The sequence below is a fragment of the Streptomyces sp. NPDC006012 genome (assembly GCF_042871185.1).
GTDB lineage: Bacteria > Actinomycetota > Actinomycetes > Streptomycetales > Streptomycetaceae > Streptomyces.
In genome coordinates, this window is the sequence record NZ_JBIAIE010000016.1 from 46,136 (window position 1) to 66,387 (window position 20,252).

The following is a 20,252-nucleotide window of genomic DNA, read 5'->3' on the forward strand; positions in this document are numbered from 1 at the left end:
AAGTGTGTGGGGCGTACCAGCACCGCGGAGTCGACACACACACCAGGGAGTGCGACATGAGCAGTCGTTGGAAGCGCCGTCTCGTGGGGATGGCGGCCGTGACCTCCGGAGTGGCGGCGTTCGCAGGTCTCGGCCTGGCCCAGCCCGCCTCGGCCGTCGAGATCGGCGGCGTGGCGTTCTACTCGAACCACGACTTCAGTGGTACCGAAGTCCGGGTCGACGCCTCGAACTTCGAGTGCCACACCCTGCCGCAGGCCATGTACTCGGTGCAGAACTTCTCACTCACCCGTTACATGGACGTCTATTTCAAGCCCGACTGCGAGGTCGGCGTACCCGATTCCCCGTACACCGACGCGTTCCTCCGCCTGGACGGCCTGCGGGAGAGCGGCACCGACGTCGCGTCCGGTTTCTTCAGTTACCGGGTGCTCGCCACCACCCCGTAGCCGCAAGCCGCACCGGCCGAACCGACCGCTCGCCCGGCTCGGGCCGGAGTCCGACGTCTGGCGCCGCCGTCTGGCGTCAGGCGCCGCCGTCCGGGGTGTTCAGCACCTGTTCGTCGCCGTAGACCTTGGTCACCTCGACGTCCAGCACGGTGGTGATCCGGCCGAACGACCAGTAGTAGCCGATCACCTGAAGCACCTCGACCAGCTCGCGGTCGGTGAGGAACGTGCGGGCCTGCTCGAACACCTCGTCGTAGACGCGAGGCCACTGGACCACCTCGGCCGTGAACCGGAGCAGCGCGCGGTCGGCGGGCGTGAGGTCGGGGCTGTCGAGCCGTCCGTCGCGGATGAGCCGCCGGGTCCGCTCGTCGACCCCGGCGGCCTCCGCGATGGGGGTGTGCTGGGCCTCGACGAACGTACTGCCGGTGTACCGGGCCACGGTGAGGATCACCAGTTCACGTGCGCGGTCCGGTAGCTCCAGCGACGTGAACAGCGTTCTGGCGAAGCCGACGAACGGCTTCACGGTGCCCGCCGAGTGGGACATCATCCTGACCATCGGGTCGGGCGGCAGGGAATCGAGGAGTTCGCGGACCTCCGCCGGGAACGAGGCGGGGTCCGGGTCGGTCAGGCGGGGCATGTCGTACTCCGATCGTCGGGGGGATCAGCGGGTCTCGTCGGGGGCGGTGTCGAAGCCGGTCTCGCTCAGGTGCCGGAAACGGCCGTCCTCGGCGAGCGTGCCGAAGACGGCGATCTCCCGGTGCTGGGCCGAGCCGTCGCTCAGGGTGATCCGGAAGACGTGCCGCTCGGCGTAGGCGCAGCCGTCGCGCAGTTCGTCGAGCACGGTCACCGTGCCCGCGGTGACCTGGGTCCGGAAGCGCGCGACCAGCTGCGTGAATTCGGCGCGTTCCATGGTCCTTCCGTCGCTGCGGTGGGTGTAGTCCGGGGCGTAGTAGCGGTCCAGGACCTCGTGCAGCGGCACGTCCGGGTCCGGCTCGAAGACCAGGGCCCGGAGGGCTTCGCTGATACGTGCGTGATTCATCTCGGGGTGTCCCTTCATCTCGGGGTGTTCCTTCCGCGCGGGGGAAGGGCGCAGAAGTACCGGACCCTGGGGTCCGGTAATCGGAATCCGATAGTACCGGACTCGCGGGTCCGGTTTTACGAGGGTGTCCTCCCGGCCCCGTCGGCCGGTGCCATCCGTCACCGAAAGGCGACACGTGTGTCGTACGGTGGGTCACTCGTGCGGGCGGTGCCGGAGCCGGCCGTACCCCGGCCTGCGATGCGAAACACATGGCGTGCCGACCCGGCCGGCGGCTTGGAACACCTGGCGCACTGGCCGAACGGTGCCTGTCCGGGTAGCCCGCCGAGACCAAAAGAACATGTTCACTCAGGTGTTCTCCAGCTAGCCTCGAAGGCACTGACGGCAACGGTCCGAGGACGAACATGCAGCTGCACCTGAACTACCCCCTGGAGCCTGACAGCGCGCCGCGCCGTGCGGCTGCCATCGTCGAGGCCGCAGCCGACATCAGCTACGCCCGGCTGGACTACAGTCCCGACAGCATCGGTCTGGTGGAGGACATCGTCGACGGTTTCCGGACCGACGGGGCCACGGGGCAGGAGATGGCCGACTCCCTCGTCGGCTTCGGCTGTTACGTCGGCGAGATACTGACCCGGCACGCGGGCGGAGCCTGGCGTCGGGTGTCCGACGACGAGCACGCCGTCCCGCTCGTCGTGGAACTGCCCGACACCCGGGAGTGCCACCCCATCGACTGGGTCTTCCGCCGTCTGGAACACGGGGCCGACGTCAGCATCCGCGACCTCTACGCCGGAGCCGACCCGGGATCCGTTCCCACCGCGGACGGCCCCCGCGGCTGAGGTCGCACCAGCACCCGGGCGCAGCCCGGAGCACCCCGGCAGAGTGGGCCCCTGGTGCCGGCCGCACCCGCCGCGGCACCGGCGCGGGCCGCTCGTCCCGCCCGCCGATCCGGAACCGCTGTTAAAATCACACCCATATCTCAGGACCAGCTCAGGACGGAGCGCGATCGCTGTCGTACACCGGCGCGCGGGACGGACGCGGCAGTGCCGGGGCAACCGTCCGTACCGTCCGGACCGGGTCCGCACGTGGCCACCCCGTCGTGTGGTGACACACCCGCTGCCGGTCGGAGGATGGGCGGGGGAGAGCACGAGGTGAGCGCACACATGTGGTCGGGCGACAGGGACCTGGTCGGCCGCGGGTCTGCCCAGGAACTGGTGGCCGCGCTGCCGGCGGCGCTCTCCGGCGGCGGCCGGGTGCTCCACCTGAGCGGGCACGCGGGCACGGGGAAGACGGCCCTCCTGCAGTTCGCCGGGACGGAAGCGGAGCGGCTGGACATACCCGTGCTGGCGACCGCCTGGGCCCCGGCCGAACGCGGACTGCGGCACGCGGCGCTGCACGGCCTCCTCCATCCCCTGCTGGCCCGGCTCACCGATGTGCCGGCCCAGGACCGCTCGGTGCTGGAGGAGGCGTTCGGCGGCGCCGCCCAGCCCGCGCCGCAGCAGCTGGCCGTGGCCGCGCTGCGCCTGCTGGCGACGGCACCGGGGCCGGTCCTCGTGTGCGTGGACGACTTCGACCGGCTCGATGACGCGAGCCGGGACACCCTGCGCGAGATGGCCCGGCGCTGCGGCGGGACACAGGTGGGGATGATCGTCGCGCAGCGGGCGGAACCCGCCGCCCCGCTCGCGCCGGACGCGCTCGCCGTCACCCTGGGGCCGCTCTCGGATCCGCAGGCCCGCGAACTCGTCGAACGGTCCGGGCGGGTCACCTCGTACGCCGAACAGGAACTCGTCCTCGCCGTGGCGGCCGGGAATCCGCTCGCGCTCACCGAACTGTCCCTGAACGGCACCGGCCTCATGGACGCGGCGGGCCTCGGCATGCTGCCGGCCACGCCGCGCCTGGCCGAGGCGTACGCGGAGGACCTCGCCGACCTGTCGGCACCGGCGCGCGGCGTGCTGCTCGTCGCCGCCCTGAGCATGTCGTCGCTGACCCAGGACGTGCTCGGCGCCGGCACCCGCCTGCTGGCCGGTGACGCCGCGGCCCGCAGCGGCGTGGACGCGGCCGCACGGAGCGGCCTGGACGAATCCGGGCAGCACGGGTCGGACGAGGTCGTACGGAGCGGGCTGGACAAGGACGTACGGAGCGGGCTGGACGAGGTCGTGCGGCGTGGGCTGGTCGCCGATCACGGTGACCGCCTGCGGTTCGCCCAGCCGCTGCTGCGGGTCGCCGTCCTCCACCTGGAGTCGGCAGCGCGCCGGATGACCGCCCACGCGGCGCTCGGCCGGAGCGTCACGAGCCCGCTGCACGCGGCCTGGCACACGGCCCAGTGCACGGCCGGCGTCGAGGAAGAACTCGCCGGACGCCTGGACGCCCTGGCGGACGGGCCCTGTCAGGGCACCGCGGTGCTGACCTTCCTCGCCGCGCTGGAGTGCGCGGCCCGGCTCTCCGCGGACTCCGAGCGGGCCGCCGGCCGGTTGCAGCGCGCCGCCGAACTGGCGGCGTACCAAGGTCTGGAGGAGCAGGCCCGCCGGTACGCCCGCGGGATCGACGTCCCCGAACTCGGGGAATACGGTCGTGCCGTGCAGCTGTGGTTGCACGATCTGATGCCGAGCACCTCCTCCGTGGGCCGGGACCGGGTACCGGAACTCTGCTCCGCGGCGCGCGCCGTCGCCGCCTCGCATCCCGAGCTGGCGCAGAAACTGCTGCACGCCGCGGCCGGCCGGTGCTGGTGGCAACAGGCCGGGCCCGCGGAACGGCGCACGGTCGTGGAGGCGGTCGAGGACCTGCGCCCGCGACCGTGGAACGCACGGGATCTCGCCATCATGGCGTTGGTCGAACCGCTGGCGGTGAGCCGGGTCCCCCTGCACCCCGCGCCCGGACAGGCCGACCGCTTCGTGCTCGGCCAGACGGCACACCTCACGGGCGACCTGGGCCGGGCGGCGCTGCTGCTGAAGGCGGCGGAGGCCGACGTCCGGGCCGCCGGACGGCACCTGCACCTGCCGCAGATCCTCGTGGCGAGGGCCCTGGTGGAAGTCTGGCTGGCCAGCCAGTGGCAGAGCGCGGAGGCGATGACCGAGGAGGCCCGGACGGTCGCCCTGCGGACCGGACAGACGAGGTGGGCGGCGAGGGCGACCGGGGCCCAGGGCGTCATCAAGGCGTTGCAGGGCCGGCACGACAAGGCACTGGAGTGCGCCGCGGAGGTCGAGGAGGCGTCCCTGCACCTCGGCTACGGCAAACAGCTGCGCCTGGCCGCACTCACCCGCGCGCTGACGGCGTCCGGCACCGGACGGTACGCCGAGGGCTACGCCCACCTGCGTTCCCTGTTCACCGAGCTGACGACGCCGTACTCCTTCGAGCAGCTGTGGGGGCTCGCCTTCCTGGTGGAGGCGGCGCGGCCCGCGGGGCGGCTCGATGACGCCAGGGACGTCGTCGGACAGGTCGAGAGCATGACCCGGACCGGGCGGGGGCCGCTGCTCGCGCGGGTCCTGACCTACGCGGAGGCGACCCTCGCCCCGGACGAGGAGGCGGAGGCCCGCTACCGCGCGGCGCTCGGGGACGGCGCCGAGGGATGGCCCCTGCTGTACGGAATGACCCAGTTCAGCTATGGCGCGTGGCTCAGGCGCGGGCGCCGCGTCGTCGAGTCGCGGGGGCCGCTCGCGACGGCCGAGAACGTCTTCCGGAAGCTCGGTGCCCGTACCCGCGCCGATCTGGCGGCCCTGGAACTGAGGGCGACCGGCGGGGCGGAAGCGGAATCCGAGTCGATCGGCGACGAGGTCTCCCGTGTGCTGTCGCCGCAGCAGCTCACCATCGCCCGGCTCGCCGCCCGCGGCCTGTCCAACCGGGCCATCGGGGAGCAACTCCGCCTGTCCCCCCGTACCGTGGCCTCGCACCTCTACCAGATCTTCCCGAAGCTGGGTGTCTCCTCACGCATGCAGCTGGCCGAGAGACTGAAGGTGTGACGAAGGGGTGTCGCCCCCTGGGTCGGCGCAGGTCCAACATGTGAGTGTGTCGGAAAGTGTGCGATCCTGGAATGTTACGTTTGTGGCCGCGTCCTGACGTTCGACGGGCGGAGGGGCCGTCGGCGGTACCGGGGAGGACGGGGATGGACAAGCGGGCGTTCGGCCGGCTGCTGCGTGAGGCACGGCAGCGGTCGCTGCTGACGCTGGAGGACCTTTCCGGGGTGTCCGGAGTGAGTGTCCGGGCGATCAGCGACATGGAGCGGGGGCGCAGTCTGCCGCGGCAGGCGACCCTCGGCGACCTGATGGACGCCCTCGACCTGGACGCGGAGGCACGCCGGCAGCTGGTCCAGGCGTCGGTGCGGCGGGTGCGGCGGGTGCCGCAGCAACTGCCGCCCGACCCCGCGGTCTTCCGCGGCCGCAAGGAGGCGCTGCGGGCCGCCCACGGGGTCACGGCGCAGAGCGCCGCGGTGGGCGGCGGACATGTCGTGATCGCCGCGGTGGCGGGCATGGCCGGTGTGGGCAAGACGACGCTGGCGGTGCACTGGGCGCACGAGGTCGCGGAGCATTACCCGGACGGCCAGCTCTTCGTGAACCTGCGGGGCTTCGAGGACTCGGACCGGCCGCTGGAGCCCGGGGTGGCCCTCGGGGGGTTTCTGACCGCGCTGGGGGTCCCCAGCAGCGAGATCCCGTCCGGTACCGAGGAGCGGGCGGCCCTGTTCAAGGAGCGGACCGCGTCCCGGCGGCTGATCCTCGTACTCGACAACGCCCGGGACTCGCAGCAGGTCAGACCGCTGCTGCCGGCGTCCGTGGGATGCCTCACCATCGTCACGTCGCGCAACCGGCTGTCCGGACTGGTCGCGAGCGAGGGGGCCTCGCCGATCGGCCTGGAGGTGTGGACACCGGCCGAGGCGGTGGCCGCGCTGGCGGCGCGGATCGGCCAGCAGCGGTGCTGGGCGGAGCCCGAGGCCGCCGCCGAACTGGTCGCGTTGTGCGGGTACCTGCCGCTGGCGGTCGCGGTCGTCGGCGCGCAGCTGAGCAGCACGCCCGGGATGCCGCTGCGGCTGGGCGTGCGTGAACTGCGCCGGGCCCGGCCGCGGTTGGACGCGCTGACGGCCGACGACCGGCGGGTCGACGTCCGGGCCGTGTTCTCCTGGTCGTACCGGGCGCTCACCGAGGAGACCGCGCGGTTCTTCCGGCACCTGGCCCTGCACCCCGGCCCGGCCGTGTCCGCCGAGGCGGCGGCCTCCCTCGCGGGTGTGGAACTGCCCGCGGCCCGCAGGCACCTGCACGAGCTGATCTCGGCCAGCCTGCTGTCCCGGGACGCCGAGGGCCACTACGTGCTGCACGACCTGGTGCGCGCCTACGGCGTCGAACTCATGGAGCAGGAGGACGACGACCGCCTGGCCGCCGAGACGCGCCTGCTGGACTACCTGTACGACAACGCCCGTACGGCCAACCGGTTCGCCACCCAGTTCACGTCCGAACTGACCGACGCCCCGGTGGCGGGCGTGGTGCAGGTCGCGATCGACAGCCGCGAGGAGGGGCTGGACTGGTTCCGCCAGGAGGAATCGGCCGCTGCCGCCGCCGTACGCCTTCTCGCGGACCCCCGGCTGCTGGGCCACCGCATCAACGTCACGCAGGAATGGATGGCCTACAACGCGGTCGCGGGCCGCTGGACCGAGGAGATCTGGGCCTCGCGCATCGGCCTCGACGCGGCCCTCGTGCTCGACGACCCGGTCGCCGTCGTCAGGAGCGGCCGGCATCTGGCGCGTGCGCTGTGCGAGACGGGCCAGTACGGGCTGGCCGACGAGCCCGTCGCCCTGATCCTCAAGCACCTGCACCGGATCCCGCTGGAACAGCGGGCCCGTGCCGAGCGGAGCGTCAGCTGGGCGCGCGCCCACCAGAAGCGCTATACGCAGGCCCTGCCGCACGGCCGCCGGGCCCTGTCGATCGCCCGCACGCTCGACCAGCGCCACGAGATGGGCCTCGCCCTGACCCAGCTGGGCTGGGTCCTCGCCATGCTCGGCGACCACCGCCGGACCATCGCCCTGTGCGAGGAGGCGCTCGCCGTCCTGGGCGAGGTCGGGGACCGCCGCAACCAGGGGGTGGCCTGGAGCAACATCGGCTACGCCCAGCAGTGCCTGGGCGACCTCGACGCCGCGTTCGCCGGCCACCACCAGGCGTTGCAGATCTTCGAGGCGGTCGACGACCCGTACAGCCAGGCCGAGGCACTGGACTACCTCGCCGCCGCCCACCTGGAGCGCGGGGACACCGAGCAGGCCAGGGCGAGTTGGCGCCGGTCCGCCGAACTGTTCAGCGCCCTTCGCATCGCGCGCGCCGCGGAGATGCGGACCAAGGCGGCGGCTCTGCCCCTGCCGCATCCCGAGACCCATCCGGTCGTCGGCTGAGCCGGCTCGTCGGCCGGCTCCGTGCGCCCGGCGAGAGACAGTGACGGGACGGGCGCGGATGCCGGCGAGGGGGCTGACGAGAGGGCGCGGCCGTCAGGACGCGGTCCGCCGGGTTCCGTTACCGGCGGACGCGCCGGGCCACCCCGGCGCCTCCGCCCCCGCTCCTCGGCGCCTGTGCCCCCTCACCCCACCTCCCCGCTGACCGCCTGCGGCACCGGGACCGCTGCCGCCCGCACCCCCGGGACGAGCGCGGCGAGCACACCGACGGCTCCCGCCCCGGCGAAGAGTGCCAGCAGGGACGCCCACGGCACCGAGATCACCGCGCCCCCCTGGCCGGCCACCGCCGCGACCGCCGCCGCAGCGCCCGCCAGGATGCCCAGCCCGGATCCCAGCGAGGACACCAACACCGACTCCACCCGCAGCAGGGAGCGCACACCCGCGCGGTCGAGACCGACCGCGCGCAGCAGACCGATCTCGCGCGTCCGCTCGAACACCGCCATGCCCATGGTGTTCGCCACCCCCAGTGCCGCGACCACGACCGTGACGCTGAGCATCGCGTACAGGACGGACAGCAGCGGAGCGTACCCCGCGGACGCGTCGCGTCCCGCGTCCGCCCGGTCCTGCACCAGCAGCAGCGGATTGTGCAGTGCCCGGCGGATCTCCTCCTTCAGGTCGGGGGTGTGCCCCGGCTCGGAGCGCACCAGCACCGAGGTCACCGTGGCGCTGTCCGCCGCATCGGCCACGGGCACGGCGCTCTCGGGGAGCAGCGCGGGCCCGAGGGCCTCGGGGCCGTCGTAGATCGCGACGACCCTGCGCCGCAGTGCCGGGCCGTCCGGGTCTCCCTCGTCGGTCAGCTCCTTGCCGGTGACCAGGTCGCCCAGCCGCCATCCGTTCTCCGCGGCCAGGTCCCGGGTGACCGCGATGCCCCGGGGCAGGTCGTCCAGGCTGCCGGCGTGCACAGTCAGGTCGGCGAGACGGCCCTTGCCCACGGCGCCGGGGTCGACGACCGCGGTCCACAGCGCGGAACCGTCGGAGAGGCCGAACCCGGCCTCGCGCACCGCGCTGACCGCGGCCACGTGCGGCAGCCGCGCCACCTTCGCGGCCGTGTCCGCGCCGATCTCCGCGAAGTCGACCGCGGTGATCCTGAGGTCCGTCGGCATGGCGGCCTCGGCGTTCCGTCCCGCCGTGGCGCCCAGCGAGGACAGTGCCACGGTGACCGCGCTGACGAGCGCCGCGCACACGGTCAGCGCCCCGGCGGTCGCGGCGGTGCGCCGGGGATTGCGGCGCACGTTGGCCAGCGCGAGCGTCCCGCGCACCCCGGCCAGGCACCTCAGCGGGACCCGCAGCACGCCGTCGAGGACCTGCACGATCCGCGGGGTGAGCAGGATCAGCCCGGCCAGGAGCACCGGCAGGGCGACGGCCAGGACCGTGAGGTCGCCGCCGGCGGCGAGCAGCAGCGCGCCCGCGCCGGTGGCGCCGAGGCCGGTCAGGTCGCGGCGCTTCGACTTCACGGCCGCGGCGGGGAGTTCGGTGCGCAGCGCGGCGATCGGGGCGACGGCGGAGGCCCGCAGCGCGGGCACGTATGCGGCGGCGGCGGTGAGGGCCACACCGACGCCGAGGGCCGTCAGCAGCGGGAGGGGGGAGAACACGTCCGGCGCCGCCGGGCCCGCGGCACCGGCGGACGAGGCGAACAGCCTGGTCAGCGCCGCGGCCACGCCGACGCCGACCGCGTATCCGGCGGTGGCCGCCACGGCGCCCAGGAGGACCGCCTCGCCGAGCACCGTCCGCAGCACCCGGCCACGGCTCGCGCCCACCACGCGCAGCAGGGCATGCTCGCGGGCACGTACGGCGCTCAGCATGGTGAAGGTGTTGCCCACCAGGAACGCGGAGACGAACAGGGCGGTGCCGGCGAAGAGGAGCAGGAGCGTGCCGAGCTTCTTGCGGTCGGGCGCCTGGGCGGCCTCCGCGTCCAGCTGGGAACGGGTGACCGCCTCCAGACCGTGCGGCAGGACCCGCGTGACCCGCTCGGCGAGCGCCGCGGGGGAGGTGCCGGCGCCGGCCGTGAGGGTCACCGCCCGGTACTGACCGGGCGCCGGCGCGAAGAGGTCCAGGGCGGTGGCCCGGTCGAACGCGACGAGCGTGCCGCCGGCCGCGACCTGCGGGTCGTGCACCGTGAAGACACCGGTGAGCCGGGCCGGGCGGACCTGACCGGCGACGACGATCCGCACCTGGTCACCGACGCGGTACCCGCCGCGCCGGGCGGCCGATCGGTCGACGGCCACCTCGCCGGGGCCGTGCGGGCCGCGGCCGCTCGTCAGGGGGTAGCGGGGATCGGCTCCGCGCCGGTCCGGTACGAAGTCCACGCCGGCCGCGGCGGACGCCGGCCCCACCAGGCTGCCGTCGCGGGCCACGAGGAAGGCCCGCCCCTGCGAGGTACCGCGCGCGGCGGCCACCCCGGGCAGGGCGGAGAGCCGCCCCCGCAGTGCCTCGTCCGGTACGGCGGCCGTCTCGCCGGGCTCGGGGCCGTCCGGTCGGACCGGGCGTACCTCCACCGAGACGTCCGGGCGCGAGGCGCGCTGGAGGAGCGCGGCGGCCCGGGACTGGGCCTGGGTGTACAGCAGCGAGCCGCTGACACAGGCGACCCCGATCAGCACGGCCAGCGCGGGCAGCACGAAACGGTGCCGGTCGCGGTAGAGGGAACGGACGACGGTACGGAGCATGAGGCCTTCCAGCGCTGCGGGCGTCTGGGCTCGACGCCGTGCGGACGACGGGACGTCCCGATCCTGGCCGTGCCCGGGCCGCGGCGGATCAGCCGGACGACCGAATGCCGGCACCGGTGACCGTCGCGCCTCGGCCGTTCGGCCGAGGCGGCGGACGGCGGGATCCGCGTAGCCTGCGTGGTCATGAACCAGTTCTTCGACGTTCCGGCGGGCGGCAGGAGGCGGCTCGCGGCGGTGTGCGCGGCGGTGCTGCTGCTGGCCGCGGTGGCGACCGAGGGCGCGGACACCGGTTCGGTGCCGCTGGCCGCGGCCTGGACGGTGTCCGGCGGTCTCGTCCTGGCGGCCGTCACCGTGCGCCGGGACCGGCTCGGGCCGGCCGCCGCCGCGGGGATCTGCGCGTCCTGCCTGGTGACCCTGGTGAACAGCCAGGTGGCGGCCCGGCCCGAGGTGACCTTCGGCATGGTCGAGGCGTGCGCCCTCCTGCTGGTCGTCGTCCGCACGGTGCGGCTGCGTCCGCCGTTGCGGGCCGTGGCCCTGGCCGGGGGAGCGCTGGCCGCCCTGACGGTACTGGTCCTGCGGCTGACGCCGGAGGAGTTGAGTGCGACGGCGCCACTGGTGGTTCCGGCCCTCTGGTTCGCCTTCGCGCTGGCGGCGGTGCTCGGCCTGTACCTGCGGCTGCTCGACCGGTACCGGGCGCAGCAGCACGAAGCCGGACTCCAGGCGCAACGCCTCGACTACGCACGGGAGTTGCACGATTTCGTCGGCCACCACGTGACCGCGATCATCGCCCAGACCAAGGCCGTGCGGTTCGCGACGGCGGCCGGCCGCCCGCCGGGCCCCGAGGAACTGGACGGCATGCTCGCGGCCATCGAGGAGGCCGGCTCGCAGGCCATGCAGTCGATGCGGGGCATGGTGGCGGTCCTGCGCAGTCCGGACGGGACGGCGCCCACGGCGGAGCCGGGCGGGCTCGGGGACCTGCGTGCCCTGACGGCACGGTTCGCGGCGGCCGGCCCGGCCACCACGCTCACCCTCGATCCGCGCCTCGCCGCCGGCGGCCTGCCGCCCGGCATCGCCACCACCGTGCACCACGTCGTACGCGAGTCGCTGACGAACGTGCGCAAGCACGCGGGCCGGGCGACGGCGGTCACCGTCGACGTGCGGCTGGACGGCGACACCGCCCACCCGGTCGTACAGGTGTCGGTGACCGACGACGGACCGGACGCCGCCGGACCCGCCGCCCGGTCCACGACCGAGGGCGACGGCCCGGCCCGCGGCCCGCGTGCCGCGCGCTCCGGGTACGGCCTGGTCGGGCTGTCCGAACGCGCCGCCATGGTCGGCGGGACCGTCACCGCGCAGGCGCGACCGGGCGTCGGGTGGAGCGTGGAGGCCCGTATCCCGTTGCCCGGACCGCTCCCCGCCCCCACGGGCGAGCCCGCGCCTGTCACCCTGGACGCATGACGATCCGTATCCTCATCGCCGACGACCAGCACATGATCCGCTCGGCCTACGGCATGATCCTCGGCTCACAGCCCGACATGGAGATCGTCGCCTCGGTGGCCGACGGGACCACCGCGGTCCGGGAGGCCCGGCGCCTGCGCCCCGACGTGTGCCTGCTCGACATCAGGATGCCGGGCCTCGACGGCCTGGAGGTGACCCGGCTGCTCGCCGGCCCGGAGGCGGACGACCCGTTGCGGGTGCTCATCTCCACCACCTTCGACCTGGACGAGTACGTGTACCGGGCCCTGCGCAACGGGGCCTGCGGCTTCCTGCTCAAGGACGGTTCCCCCGCGCTGCTCGTCGAGGCGGTACGGGCCGTGGCCGCCGACAACGCCCTCATCTCGCCCTCGGTGACGGTCCGGCTGCTGAGGCACATGGCGGACGCGGCGGCGGATGCCGGGGCGTCGGCGTCCTCCGGCACGGCAGGGGCGCCGGGCCGGGGCGGGCGGCCGGGCACCGCGGTGCCGGTGCGCCGACTTCCGCTGACGGCACGGGAGCTGGACGTCGTACGGCTCGTCGCCCGCGGTCACACCAATGAGGAACTGACATCCCTGCTCCACGTCAGCCTGTCCACCGTCAAGACGCACCTGGGCAGCGTGCAGCGCAAGCTCGCCGCCCGCAACCGGGTGGAGATCGCCGCCTGGGCCTGGGAGAACGGTGTCTGCACGGCCCGGGACGGACAGGACGCGTCACCGAGCTGACCACCGAGGCCGTCGTCGATGCGCTCTCCGGGCCCGCCGCACACACGCCATGCGTCATACTCCGCGCTCCACGCGCCGTCCGTGACACCGCACGCGCCACGCCGCACACGTGATGCCGCACACGCCGCCTGCCGCTCCAGGCCACGGTCCGGCACGCAACGGGTCAGGTGCCAGGAACATCCCTCAGCGCCTCGGCCAGCTGCACCCGGGCCGTCACACCCAGCAGCGGGAAGATGCGGTAGAGGTAGGACCCGATGGTCCGGGGCGACAGATTGAGTTCCGCGCCGATCTGGCGGTTCGAGAGCCCCCGGCTGGCGAGTTGGGCGATCCGCAGTTCCTGGGGGCTGAGCAGGTCCTCGGGCCGGGCGGAGGGGGACGCGCCCGGAGCGGTCGGCTCGGCCCGCTCGCCCGACGCCCGAAGCTCCGCGGTGATCCGCGCGACCCGTGCCTCGGCACCCATCGTGGTGAAGGTGGCCGCGGCCTGGCGCAGGGTGACCCGGGAGTCGGTGAACTCGTGCCGGCGCCGCAGCAGGCGTCCGTGGGCCAGCCGCAGGGACGCCTCCAGGAACGGCCGCTGCGACAGGTCGAGGGCGAAGGCCCGGGCGTACCGGCACTCCGCGTCCGCGTCGTCCGCCAGGACGGCCCGGGCCACCGTGAGCCCGACCGAGACGAGCGGTGTGTGCTCCGCGCCGAGCTCCTGTTCGAGCCGGGCCAGCGTCACGCGTGCCTCCTCGGCCGCGTTGACGGCGTCGGCGGCCTCCGCGAAGGGGACCAGGGCGTACCGGACCGCGGAGCAGCGCCCCGGATCGGCGAGCAGGGACGAGAGCGCCGCGAAACCGGCGGCGAAGTCGCCGCTCTCCACCTGGGCCCACGCGGTGCCCACCGCGACGATCTCGTCGATCGAGCGCACCGAGCGCCGGGCGGCCGCCAGCTCCGGGGCGGCGACCGCGGGCACCGTACCGGTCCGCAGACCCCCCAGGACGTTCCCGAGGAGGTGCGCGGCGCTCGCGTGGTGCCCCAGGAAGTGTTCCTCGGCCAGCTCGGCGCAGCGCCGGAAGGACAGCTCGGCCTGGGCCCAGTCGCCCGTGATCAGGTGTGCCAGACCCTGCCGGAGCACGACCCGGGGCAACTGGTCCGCCAGCTCACGGAAGCGGTAGCGAGCCTCCGTGCGCCGGTACAGGTCCAGCGCCCGCAGCGGGTCCCCGGCCAGCAGGGCGGCCTCGGCGAGGCGTTCGACGTCCCGTTGCAGCAGGTGCGCGAGCCCGGGGAGGGAGGACAGCCGCGCGATGACGTACGCGGCCCGGCGGACCGGGCCCACCATCGCCATGGTGTGCAGCAACCGCGGGTCGTCCGCGTGCTCCGGCAACGTGTCGAGGAAGGCCAGCAGGGCGTCCGCGCGCGCCTCGTCGCCCGCAACCTCGGGTGCCGTCAGCTGGGCCAGCTCCAGCGCGTTCGTCTCCTCGTCGGCGCCGACCGGCACGGGCCAGGCGGCGGGGTCCGCGGGCGGCTGCCGCGACCCCCCGTCGGGCCGGTCCTCGTCGCCCAGGCGGGTCAGGGCCTGGGCACACAGCGTGCCCAGCGGGCCCAGCGGATGGCGCAGCGCATGGTGGGCCGTCGCCCGGGCCAGCCCCTCCCGGCCGAGGTCGTGGGCGAGCTGGGCGGCCAGCAGCGCGCAGCGGCCCCGGTCCTCGGGCGCGCGGTGCAGGTCGGCTGCGCGTCGCAGCAGACGTACGCCCATGACCGGCTCGCTCCGGTGCAGCGCATGGTGGTGCACGGCTTCGAGCCGGCCGGCCAGGTCCGGGTCGGCGCCTTCCGCGGCCTGCGAGCGGTGCCACAGCCGTTGCACCTGGTCCTGCTCCAGGACCGCCGCCAGGGCCGCGTGCGCGGCGCGCAGGCGCCGCGGGGCGATGCCGTGGACCACGGCCCCCGCCGTGGCGGGGTGGCTGAAGCACAGCCGTGTGCCGTCGAACGTCACGAGACCGTCGCGCTCCGCCGGTTCCACCACCGCGAAGCCGGCCTCGGCGCCGGTGATCCGGGACGCGGCCGACAGCAGCAGGGGCAGGTCGCCCGCCGGGTGCAGCGCCGCCGCCAGCAGCAGGTCACGCGTGGCCGGGGGGAGTCGTGCGACCTCGGGGGCCAGCGCGGCGGCCAGCCGGTCGGACGAGGCGGGTGCGTAGGGCACGCAGTCCTCGATCCGGACGGGCAGTTCGAGGAGCGCGAGCGGGTTGCCCGCCGCGGTCGCCAGCAGCTCGCGCGTGCACCGCGGGTCGTGGTCCGGCCGTTTCGCCGCCAGCAGGGCGGCGGACTGGGCGGGGGTCAGCGGGGCGAGGTCAAGTTCCGGCAGCCCGGCCAGGGACGCCAGGTGCGTACGGTGCGGGCGCGAGGTCATCAGGAGAGCCGGCGCACGGCCCTTGGACCGCCGCGCGACGAAGGAGAGCACGCCCCTGCTGGGTCCGTCCAGCGCGTCCCAGTCGTCCACGGCGATCAGCAGGGACTGCTGGGCGCCGGCCGATTCCAGCGCGCCGAGCACGGCGAAGGACAGCCGGCCCCGGTCACCGGGTGCGGGGACGCCGTCGACGAGCAGCCTCTCCAGGATCTGGCACTGCCCGGCCTCCAGTGACCAGCGCAGACCTCTCAGGACCGGCCAGACGATCTGCAGCAGCCCGGAGTACTCCGGCGGGTTGGCGCCCCGGTCGCCGGTGCAGCGCAGCACGTGCAGACCGGCGGCGGTCGCCTGGCAGACGGCGGTTTCCAGCAGTTCCGTCTTTCCCGAACCCGCGTCGCCGCGGATGACGCAGACCGCGCCCCGCGCCATGGCCGTACGCAGGAACCCCTGGAGTTCCCGCAGCTCACGCTCGCGTCCGACGAGCCCGGCGGAAGCCGCCGGCCGCCCGGGGAAAGAGGGGACGGGCGACGGCGTGCGACGGTCCTGCTCCTCGGCCGCGGGGGAGAAGACCTCGCGCCGAGCGTTCATGGGTGACCCCCGTTCCGGGACGTCGAACGGTCCCGCCGGATACAGGGGAGCGCGCTCTTGCCTGGTCCCCATCCCAGCGGACAGGTGTCCGCGGAACCAGGCAGTTCACATGCAGCTTGTCCTTCACCGGTCGAAACCGCCAGCCGGCGGACCCGCAGCCGCGCGTGCTGCGCGGTGGGAGGCGGCTTCCGGCCGGCAGCGGAGCAGGGCCGGCAGGCAGGTCCTGGCCGCGGACCCGCCCACCTGAACAACGGGTTGAATCGTGGCAAAGTTCACAGTCGCGGCCGCCCAGGGGTCGGTCACGCAGGGGTCAGGCCCGGCCGGGACAGCCCGGCCGGGACAGCCCGGCCGGGACAGCCCGGCCGGGACAGCCCGGCCGGGCCTGGACGTACGGGACGGCGGGACCGTCCGCGTACGTCAGGGAGCGAAGACGCCCAGACCGTCGGGCGAACCCAGCCCGGTCGGTGCGTTGTATCCCTTGCGGGCCGTGCACAGATAGCTGCTCTGCGGGCATTCCTGACCGCTGGCCGGCACGCTGACGCTGCCGCCGACCACGTCGTGCAGCCGGTCGCGGTGGGCGTAGAGCCCCGAGGCGTCACGGACGCCGGCGGTGTGTCCGGACAGGGCGTACATCGAGGCGATCAACGGGGTGGCGGCGCTGGTGCCGCCGATCTTGAGCCAGCCCGGTTCCGGCCCGTTCGGGATGCGGATGCTGTCGTAGACCGCGAGACCGGTGAACGGGTCAGCGACCGCCGACACGTCGGCGACCGTACGGTTCGGGCAGGCCTTGTCGTGCTGCCAGGAGGGCTTGGCGATGTGGGCCGAGCAGGCGGCGCCCGCCGCGCTGCCCTTGTAGTTGGTCGCCCAGGCCGTCTCGGTCCAGCCGCGGGCGCCGTCGTCCGGCTTCAGCGTCGTACCGCCGACGGCTATCACCGTGCTGAGGCTGGCCGGGTACAGCGCGTCCAGCTTGTACCCCTGGTCGCCCGACGCCGCCACGATGGGCACGCCGGGGTGGTCGTACGACTCCTGCCGGTAGGGCACGGGATCGGTGGCGGGAGCGTGGTCGTCGGTCACGGAGGACTCGTCGATGCCGTAACTGTTGGAGACGACCACGGCTCCCATCCGCACGGCGGTGTTCACCGCGTCGGCGAGGGCGTCCGAGGACGCGTCGTCGCTCTCGACGAGCAGGATGCGGCAAGCGCGGGCCGGGGCGAAGGCACCAGGAGACGGCGGAGCTGGTGGCCGCGTTCACCCGCGGCACCCGCAGCTGCCCGGCTCCCCTCGCCGAGGCGTCCCAGCGCCCGGAACAGCCGGTGCCGCGCGGCACCGGCATCGTCGAGGAGCTCCGGGGCCCGCGGCAGCTCGTGGGCCCACTCCGGGAACAGCGGTCGCAACGCCCCGGCCAGGGTGGTGAGTTCCAGGTCCCGCAGCCCCGCCCGGGCCTGGCGTACGGCGTCCACGACCGGTTGCAGGGTCAGCGCCTCCTTGAACGGCGGGCAGGCGGCCACCAGCGGGCCCCGGGCGCGTACGGCGGGGACGCGCAGTGCCTCCTGGAGCAGGCGGCTCTTGCCCACGCCCGCCTCGCCCTCGATCAGTACCGTCGCGGGAGCGCGGGCCAGCGCCTGCACGATCCGCTCCAGCTCGGTGCCGCGGCCGACCATCCGGGGAGACCGCACGGGCACGAGGTCCGCTGCGCCGTCTGCCGTACGTCGTTCCACTGGGGCCTCCCGTGGTGGCGATCGTCGATGAGCAGTAGTTTGGCTCCTTCACACCTCCCGGTACCAGGTATGAGTCCAGGTGTTCAGCTGGGGCTGCCGGTCGGCCAGGACGAAATGTGCGTGTCCGCCCGGGCGGCCAGGCCGGGTTCGCCGGCCGCCGAACCCGGCGAGGAGTCCGGCAGGTGTCCGGCGGGTTGTCACGCGGCGGGCATACGGTGACGAACATCCACACATGTGCTGCCGGTCGGCTGGTTTCTGAGATCCTGGCCCACATCTCCCCGGCCTGCACGGTCACAGGGCGACCTGCGGGGATGCGATCACGTTCCAAGGGCTGGCCACCTGTGTCACCTCCCTGCTTATGACACAAGCCATCACCTCCGCCTGCGGCCGGCGGCCAGCTGGGCGAGAACCTCATCAGTGACGCGGATCGTCTGCGTCACCGAGTGGTCAGCGCCCAGCTCCCGCTCGGCGTCGCTGAGGTTCCGCTCGTGCAGCTGGCGGGCCCGGGCCAGATCCTCTATCACCACGTAGACCATGACGAGGTTGTTGCGGGAGGTCAGGGTGAGGGAATGGAAGGCGCCGTGCTCCTGCTCGGCATGGTGGAGGCTCTGCTCGCACAGCTCGACGGCCTTGGCCGCATTCCCCGTCATCGCGTAGGTCGAGGCGAGGTTGTCACGGGTGTTCAGGGTGTCCCGGTGGGCAAGGCCCAGCACCCGCTCGGTGACTTCGAGATCCCGCTCCTGCAGCGGGATGGCCTGGGCACCCCGACCCGTCAACACGTAGACGCCGGCGAGGTTGTTCCGGACAGCCAGGAAACGGGAGTCGTCGGCGTCCAGCGTCTGCTCGGCGTCCTGGAGGTTCCGCTCGTGCAGCGCGATGGCCTCGTCCACTCTCCCCGCCGAGTGGTAGGCGTTGGCGAGGTTGTTCCGGATGGTCAAGAGGTCGGGGTCACGGGGGCGGTCGGCGGCCGGTGCCTGTTCGGCGTCCTGGAGGTTCTGCTCGTGCAGCGCGATGGCCTCGTCCAGTCTCCCCGCGGACTGGTAGGCAGCGGCGAGACCGTTACGGAAGCCCAGGAGGTCAAGGTCGTCGGCGGCCGGTGCCTGTTCGGCGTCCTGGAGGTTCTGCTCGTGCAGCGCGATGGCCTCGTCCAGTCTCCCCGCCGACTGGTAGGCAGCGGCGAGGTTTTTGCGGCAGAGCAGGACGACGGCGACGTGAGCGCCCTCCCGCTCACCGGAGGTGATGGAGCGCTCGAAGTATGCGATGGCCCGGTCGGACAGGCCCTGGCCGTCGAGGAAGGTCCCGGCCTGGTTGAGGACGAAGGCGGTGGCGATGGTGTCGGTGTTCATCGCGGTGTGATCGGCGAGGGCGTCGATGTGGGGGAGCAGGGTGCGCCAGGTCGGCCAATTGGCGGGATCGCTGCCGGTGGTGTCCAGGATGTGGGCCAGCCTGTTGGTGGCGCGGTTGCGGGCTTGATCAATGAGCTCGGGGGTGCGGTGATGGTCGTCGGGGTCGGGGGTGCGGGCGACGGACTGGACGAGGCGGTGGACGGCCAGGGCGTGGGCGGCGCCGTCGGCGGTGATCATGTTGTAGGCGTTCAGCACCCCGATCGCGCTGGTTGAGGTTGCCGCGTCGGCGAAAAGGTCGGCCAGCGTGGCGGGGATGTTCTCGGGGGCGTACCAGGCCAGGGTGCGCAGCAGGTCCGCGGCGTCCGGCCGCTGGGTGGCGATGCGGTCCAGGGTGATGTTCCAGATCCTGGCGATGGTGCGTTCGGCTGGTGTGGTGACCGAGCCTTGCCGGTACATGTCCGCCGGAGACTGTGCGAGCAGGTGCAGGTAGCCACGGGGGGTGGCGAACGGGTTCTGTGCCAGGTATGCGGCGGCCTGCTCGATGGCCAGCGGCAGGTGGCCGAGTTCGTCGCACAGGTCGGCGGCGCCGTCCAAGTCCCGGCCCGGGTGCGGGCCGGTGGTGATGCGGGTGAACAGGGCCAGGGACTCGGCCGGCTGGAGGACGTCGAGGCGGATCAGGGTGACCTCGTCGGTCCATGCGTTGGCCAGTCGGCTGGTGATCAGGAACCGGCCGCCGGGGGCGCGGGCGATCAGGGGGGCGATGTCGGCGGGATCGTTGACGTTGTCCAGGATGATCAGCCAGCCGGTGTGGGTGGCCAGCCACTGCACCGCGCGCTCGGCCAGTTGTTCCACTGACAAGGCGTGGGCCAGGGCAGGCTGCAGGGCGCTGGCCAGGCCGGCCAGGCCCTGCTCGACGCCGGTGGAGCTGTCGGCGGTGATCCACCGGATCGGGGCATGGCCGCGAGCGCGGGTGGCGGCCCAGTGGGCGGCCACGGTACTCTTGCCGATCCCGCCCAGCCCGTGCACGGCCTGCACCACCACCTGGCCCGGCGCCGCGAGCGCGGCATCCAGGCGGTCCAGCTCGCGGGTGCGTCCGACGAACGTCCCGGGGCGTACCGGCAGGTCATCCAGTCCCGGCGGGGCCTCCACTTCGGCCATCGGCCGCAGCTCTCCCGGCGGCAACTGCACGACGTGGGAGTTGTCTCCCGTCAGGAAGGGCGCGAGAACGTCGCCGCCGCCGGTATCGACCACGATGGACCTCTCACCCGGCGCCGACCCACCGTCACGGTCGGTGGCGAAGCTGTAGCCCCACGCCGCGGCCAGCGCGGCCAGCGCAGCCCCCAGTCCCGCAGCCACACCCCACCGGACCCCGGAATCCTCAAGCGCAGACGAAAGAACCACCGCCCCGCACAGCCAGGTCGGCACCGCAAAAGCAGCGGCCGTCACCAGCACCGCCGCC

13 protein-coding genes are annotated in these 20,252 nt (G+C 73.7%); 6 read left to right on the forward strand and 7 right to left on the reverse strand.

Going from position 1 to position 20,252, the window contains the following annotated elements; all coding sequences use genetic code 11:
• The first annotated feature begins 56 nt into the window (after positions 1-56).
• On the forward strand, positions 57-443 hold the full coding sequence (locus tag ACFYPJ_RS25140; protein ID WP_389021310.1) for a hypothetical protein: 387 nt from the start codon (positions 57-59) through the stop codon (positions 441-443).
• A gap of 76 nt (positions 444-519) precedes the next feature.
• Here the strand turns inward: ACFYPJ_RS25140 and ACFYPJ_RS25145 are convergent, their stop codons facing one another.
• Positions 520-1,077: a carboxymuconolactone decarboxylase family protein gene (locus ACFYPJ_RS25145; protein ID WP_389021313.1), complete on the reverse strand. Its 558-nt coding sequence runs from the start codon at positions 1,075-1,077 to the stop codon at positions 520-522.
• A gap of 24 nt (positions 1,078-1,101) precedes the next feature.
• Positions 1,102-1,479, reverse strand: a complete 378-nt coding sequence (locus ACFYPJ_RS25150) for a nuclear transport factor 2 family protein (protein ID WP_389021316.1) — start codon at positions 1,477-1,479, stop codon at positions 1,102-1,104.
• Positions 1,480-1,880: 401 nt separating this feature from the next.
• Here ACFYPJ_RS25150 and ACFYPJ_RS25155 point away from each other — a divergent pair, with 401 nt between their 5' ends.
• From ACFYPJ_RS25155 to ACFYPJ_RS25165, 3 genes are all read left to right on the forward strand, one after another.
• Complete coding sequence (locus tag ACFYPJ_RS25155; protein WP_389021319.1) at positions 1,881-2,312, forward strand: DUF3806 domain-containing protein; 432 nt, start codon at positions 1,881-1,883, stop codon at positions 2,310-2,312.
• A gap of 312 nt (positions 2,313-2,624) precedes the next feature.
• Positions 2,625-5,429: a LuxR C-terminal-related transcriptional regulator gene (locus tag ACFYPJ_RS25160; RefSeq protein WP_389021321.1), complete on the forward strand. Its 2,805-nt coding sequence runs from the start codon at positions 2,625-2,627 to the stop codon at positions 5,427-5,429.
• 143 nt (positions 5,430-5,572) lie between these two features.
• Positions 5,573-7,837 carry an ATP-binding protein gene (locus ACFYPJ_RS25165; protein WP_389021324.1) on the forward strand — a complete coding sequence of 755 codons (2,265 nt, stop codon included), beginning with the start codon at positions 5,573-5,575 and terminating at the stop codon, positions 7,835-7,837.
• Between the two features lie 182 nt (positions 7,838-8,019).
• Here ACFYPJ_RS25165 and ACFYPJ_RS25170 read toward each other — a convergent pair whose 3' ends face one another.
• On the reverse strand, positions 8,020-10,557 hold the full coding sequence (locus ACFYPJ_RS25170; RefSeq protein WP_389021327.1) for an ABC transporter permease: 2,538 nt from the start codon (positions 10,555-10,557) through the stop codon (positions 8,020-8,022).
• 183 nt (positions 10,558-10,740) lie between these two features.
• Between ACFYPJ_RS25170 and ACFYPJ_RS25175 the strand changes: the two genes are divergently transcribed.
• Both ACFYPJ_RS25175 and ACFYPJ_RS25180 read left to right on the forward strand, forming a co-directional pair.
• Entirely contained in the window at positions 10,741-12,015 is a 1,275-nt protein-coding gene (locus ACFYPJ_RS25175) for a sensor histidine kinase (protein ID WP_389021329.1), read from the forward strand.
• Entirely contained in the window at positions 12,012-12,755 is a 744-nt protein-coding gene (locus tag ACFYPJ_RS25180) for a response regulator (RefSeq protein ID WP_389021332.1), read from the forward strand. Before ACFYPJ_RS25175 ends, ACFYPJ_RS25180 begins: the two co-directional genes overlap by 4 nt.
• Positions 12,756-12,918: 163 nt before the next feature.
• Here the strand turns inward: ACFYPJ_RS25180 and ACFYPJ_RS25185 are convergent, their stop codons facing one another.
• The 4 genes from ACFYPJ_RS25185 to fxsT all read right to left on the reverse strand — a co-directional run bounded on the left by ACFYPJ_RS25185 (position 12,919) and on the right by fxsT (position 20,149).
• The gene (locus ACFYPJ_RS25185; RefSeq protein ID WP_389021334.1) at positions 12,919-15,729 is read right to left on the reverse strand and encodes an AAA family ATPase; all 2,811 of its coding nucleotides are present in this window, start codon (positions 15,727-15,729) and stop codon (positions 12,919-12,921) included.
• Positions 15,730-16,146: 417 nt separating this feature from the next.
• A complete protein-coding gene (locus ACFYPJ_RS25190) occupies positions 16,147-16,851 on the reverse strand; it encodes a S8 family serine peptidase (protein ID WP_389021337.1) in 705 nt (234 codons plus the stop codon).
• A 14-nt stretch (positions 16,852-16,865) separates the two neighbouring features.
• Positions 16,866-17,447 (reverse strand): AAA family ATPase, encoded by a 582-nt coding sequence (locus ACFYPJ_RS25195; RefSeq protein ID WP_389021339.1) that lies wholly within the window; start codon positions 17,445-17,447, stop codon positions 16,866-16,868.
• Between the two features lie 371 nt (positions 17,448-17,818).
• Positions 17,819-20,149 carry an FxSxx-COOH system tetratricopeptide repeat protein gene (gene fxsT / locus ACFYPJ_RS25200; RefSeq protein WP_389021342.1) on the reverse strand — a complete coding sequence of 777 codons (2,331 nt, stop codon included), beginning with the start codon at positions 20,147-20,149 and terminating at the stop codon, positions 17,819-17,821.
• Positions 20,150-20,252: the final 103 nt, after the last annotated feature.

Excerpts from the sequence above, each read along its gene's own strand:
- ACFYPJ_RS25150 (WP_389021316.1), bottom strand. The coding sequence starts at position 1,479 with ATGAATCACGCACGTATCAGCGAAGCCCTCCGGGCCCTGGTCTTCGAG.
- ACFYPJ_RS25175 (WP_389021329.1), top strand. The coding sequence starts at position 10,741 with ATGAACCAGTTCTTCGACGTTCCGGCGGGCGGCAGGAGGCGGCTCGCG.
- ACFYPJ_RS25165 (WP_389021324.1), top strand. The coding sequence starts at position 5,573 with ATGGACAAGCGGGCGTTCGGCCGGCTGCTGCGTGAGGCACGGCAGCGG.
- ACFYPJ_RS25190 (WP_389021337.1), bottom strand. The coding sequence starts at position 16,851 with ATGGGAGCCGTGGTCGTCTCCAACAGTTACGGCATCGACGAGTCCTCC.
- ACFYPJ_RS25180 (WP_389021332.1), top strand. The coding sequence starts at position 12,012 with ATGACGATCCGTATCCTCATCGCCGACGACCAGCACATGATCCGCTCG.
- ACFYPJ_RS25155 (WP_389021319.1), top strand. The coding sequence starts at position 1,881 with ATGCAGCTGCACCTGAACTACCCCCTGGAGCCTGACAGCGCGCCGCGC.
- ACFYPJ_RS25140 (WP_389021310.1), top strand. The coding sequence starts at position 57 with ATGAGCAGTCGTTGGAAGCGCCGTCTCGTGGGGATGGCGGCCGTGACC.
- ACFYPJ_RS25185 (WP_389021334.1), bottom strand. The coding sequence starts at position 15,729 with ATGAACGCTCGGCGCGAGGTCTTCTCCCCCGCGGCCGAGGAGCAGGAC.
- ACFYPJ_RS25170 (WP_389021327.1), bottom strand. The coding sequence starts at position 10,557 with ATGCTCCGTACCGTCGTCCGTTCCCTCTACCGCGACCGGCACCGTTTC.
- ACFYPJ_RS25145 (WP_389021313.1), bottom strand. The coding sequence starts at position 1,077 with ATGCCCCGCCTGACCGACCCGGACCCCGCCTCGTTCCCGGCGGAGGTC.